Raw genomic sequence first — 3669 nt, forward strand, 5'->3', positions numbered from 1 at the left:
CGCTTTCTTTCCTATCGGCCTGCTTTTCCTCCTGCCGTTTAAGGTCGCGCTCGATCGTTTCGCGCGATCCCTCCGCAGGATCCTGCTCAGGATGTTCACCAGTCTTGCCCATGTCGCTCTCCTCTTCATTGCGAATGACGTAGAGGAGCAACCATCAGAAAGCTCTGCAGTTCCATCATCAAGGCCCGATTGCATCTTTGCTTTCTCAAGGCGACAGAACGACTTTCGTGATTTGAGGCGATGGCGGCGGCCAGCCGTGGCTTCCAGCAGATCAGGCGCTTGCCAATTTGCTTATTTGCCGCGATTAGGAGACGAAGGCCGACAGCATCGAAGTCCCACGAGAAGAAGCTTGGAGCCCCTGGTCTCCCGATGAACTCTATGAGCGCATTGGAAGTTCAGATCTCATCTGGGCGGTTGTCCGTCAGATCCACCAACCTGGCCACATCTGGATCAATGCGCTCTCATCCCCTTTGCATTGCCAAAAAGCGCCGAGATATCCCGGAATCTTACATTTGGACGGCCTGTTGCGTCGTCCAGGCCTTGATGAGGTCAGAACCATCGACCCGGAGAGGAAAGCAAAACGCGCTGATTTTATTAGAGAAGACCAGTTATCCTCGGTACGTGATACGGCTCTCACGCGACGATGATTCGAGGGGGTTACAGTCATCAAAGCCTGATGAATGAGTTAAATCAATTGTCCGCTTATACAGCCACGATGGTGTCACCCCCACTTCGGTCTCACGCCCACATCCTGCTTCACTTACAAAAATTTGAAATCCGTGCACTTGCAGGGAAATCAGCCATAGTTAGTGGAGAAAATTCGAGACTTGACCCCTCGCGAAAGGATGACTGATGCCTATCACCAATACGATTGGGCTAGATTTGGCCAAAAGCGTTTTTCAAGTGCATGGAATTGATAAGTCGGGGAGAAAAACTTTTGGGCGGAAGCTACGTCGTGAGGATGTGCTTGCCTTTTTCCGGAATTTGCCGCCATGCACTGTCGCTATGGAAGCATGCGCCACCTCCAATTACTGGAGCCGACAAATAGGTACACTTGGACATCACTGCCTGATCATCCCTGCACAGTATGTGAAACCATTTGTGAAGCGTGGCAAGACTGACGCATATGATGCCGAAGCCATAGCGATCGCATGCTCGCAAGAGGGTATGCGGTTTGTCCCGATTAAGAGCGAAAAACAGCAAGCCGCGGCACAGCTTTTCAAAACACGGTCATTGCTTGTACGACAGCGCTCTAGATCGATGAACGCCCTTCGGGGGCTGGTAGCTGAGTATGGCACCGTTGCTAGTAAAGGCACTGCCGGTGTGGGGAGATTAGTCGCTAGCATTCGCGGCGACAGTGGGGCGGTTCCAGATGACGCGCGCTTCGCACTGCTAACAATCTGCGATCTCATTGAAACGTTGTCTTCAAAAATTGAATGTCTGGACGAACGCATCGTGCAGCTCGCGAAGAAAAACGCAGACACTTCTCGCCTCTTAACCATCCCCGGTGTGGGGCCCATCGTTGCTTCGGCGGTTGCCGCTTATGTCCCAAATCCGGCTATCTTCAAATCTGCGAGACACTTTGCCTCATGGATAGGATTGACGCCAAAACAAAATTCCAGTGGAGGAAGCTCAAGATCCGGGAAGATATCGAAAATGGGCAATCGCGAGCTGCGGTCCCTCCTATTTCTTGCAGGAAAGGTCCTTCTACTGCGATCGAAAAGGGCATTCGGGACGGATTGGCTCGAGCGCCTAGCCGAAAGACGTCCTTTACGCGTGGCCGCAATAGCAGTAGCCAACAAAATTGCCCGCATCGTTTGGGCCGTATTAAGCAAGGTCGAACGTTTCCGCACACCTAAATCCATCAGTCCGCACGTCGACTGAGCCTGATCCCACTGTTATGTCAGGATGAACAATCAGCATCTCAGGCGTATAAATCATGGCAAAAGAGGATGTTAGAGATAATCGCCTAAGAGGCCGCAACGACTAAGATTCCTTTTGCCTGCGTCCAACGAATAGGCTCCGCATTAAGCGTGAAGCCGTATGAACTATTGCAATGCGCGCGAGATGCCGTTTGTCCTGCATGGCGGCCGCTGGTAGCATATCTATCAGCGGCTCGCACCCAACTAGGTGGCGCGGTCACGACGGTGAACGGATCAAATAAGCTATCAACCTCAGTTTTCCCCGTTTGCTTTGGGCAAGGTTCCTCTCTCGGTGACGTCGGCTCGCTTGTGAATGGGACGCTCCTTAGCTGTTGCCCGCGACAATCGTCTAAAAGACAATCTGGCCGCAAAGAATTGAAGTGGTAAAATTTTCTCACCTGGACGACCGTATTCATTCGTAACCGAAAAGCTTGCAGAGTGTGGTTTAGGTGAAAGACGGATGCGAGTGATGATGATGTGCTGAACGTATATTTGGAGGTTCACTGGCCACGGGCTTGCTTTAGCATATTCGGAAGCACTTGGCTTCGACGGAATTACGGCAAGAGTTACCTATAATCCGAGGTGCACGGACGATCTCGCGCCTTACGAAATAAAAATCCTTCGTGGCGTCATCCATTAGAGCCCGTCCGAGAAATGGGGGTGAGTGATAGTGCCCCAGATGATTCCAATCGGGTGTCTGAAGCCTGAATGGAGGCGCTATGTTTCTTAAAGATAATCCGCGTGTTAGAATAGAATAACTTTGGAAACCCGAAAAAAGCCATTGTGATACATTTCCATGAGTGAAGTAGTGGAAAAAGGCCGGGCGATCTCTCGCACCGGCCTTACCAAAGTCACCATCGACGCGCGCCAGTACATCCGTGGCTTGAGGATCCGGATGCGAACTGATTACTTTTTCAGCTTGTCATAATCGAACTTCGGAGCAGCCGAGAGGCTATCCTTGCTCGTATCGACGTAGGCCTTCCATGTCCCGTTGTCGTCTGCCAGGGCCATAGATGCCGGATCGATCACGACATAGCTTGCACCGATACCCAGAAAACCGCCGACACTCGCAACGATACCGATCACGGATTTGCCACCACCGATGACGACGTCGGAGATTTCGCCGATTTCCTCGTTCTCCTTGTTATAGATGTTGAGCCCTACAAGCTTCGACGTCACGAGATCAGTATCCTTGATCTCAACAGTCTTGAGCTGCATTGTGGCCGCCTTGCCCATCGTAATACCCGGGCCAACCATAATGGCGTCGGCACCCGATGCAGCGGCTCCCGGCGCAGCAGGCTGCGCTGCCGGAGCTACAGGCTGCTGCGCGTAGACTGTAGACGTCATGGCACCGAGGGCGAGAGCGGCGGCGATGAGCGTTTTCATTGATGTTTCCTCGCTATTTATTGTTCTCACGGAGTTCCGTGGCGGTCTAGAACTCTAAGCCATCGAAATGGTTCCGCCTTTGCTAAGCGATGGATTGAAAAGAAAAACTCCGCCGTAGCGGGGTTACTTAATGGGGTCGCAGGTCGCTAAGAGCCAAACCTAAGCGCCTCGTCGGACGAGGCGCCGGTCAGTATGGTATGCTATGGTTTGCGCTGGCGTCGTGCCTTGACGGAATATTAGGCAGAAACGTTTGCAAACTTCTCTCGCGACCGCTCAAAATGGGCCGGGGTCATCAACGCGCGATTGGATGCGGCCAAGGCCGACCAATAAGCCTCGCCGGTTTTCATGGGGAAGTCATACT

General features: G+C 52.4%; 2 protein-coding genes. One reads left to right on the plus strand and one right to left on the minus strand.

The window, feature by feature from the left end; translation table 11 throughout:
• Window positions 1-852: 852 nt before the first annotated feature.
• Window positions 853-1884, plus strand: a complete 1032-nt coding sequence (locus AC2GXZ_RS32475) for an IS110 family RNA-guided transposase (protein WP_483763368.1) — start codon at window positions 853-855, stop codon at window positions 1882-1884.
• 944 nt (window positions 1885-2828) lie between these two features.
• On the opposite strand, the gene AC2GXZ_RS32480 is transcribed toward AC2GXZ_RS32475, so the two are convergent.
• Entirely contained in the window at window positions 2829-3308 is a 480-nt protein-coding gene (locus AC2GXZ_RS32480) for a PRC-barrel domain-containing protein (RefSeq protein WP_483763369.1), read from the minus strand.
• Window positions 3309-3669 lie beyond the last annotated feature (361 nt).

The organism is Aliirhizobium sp. YIM B11859, from assembly GCF_057163345.1.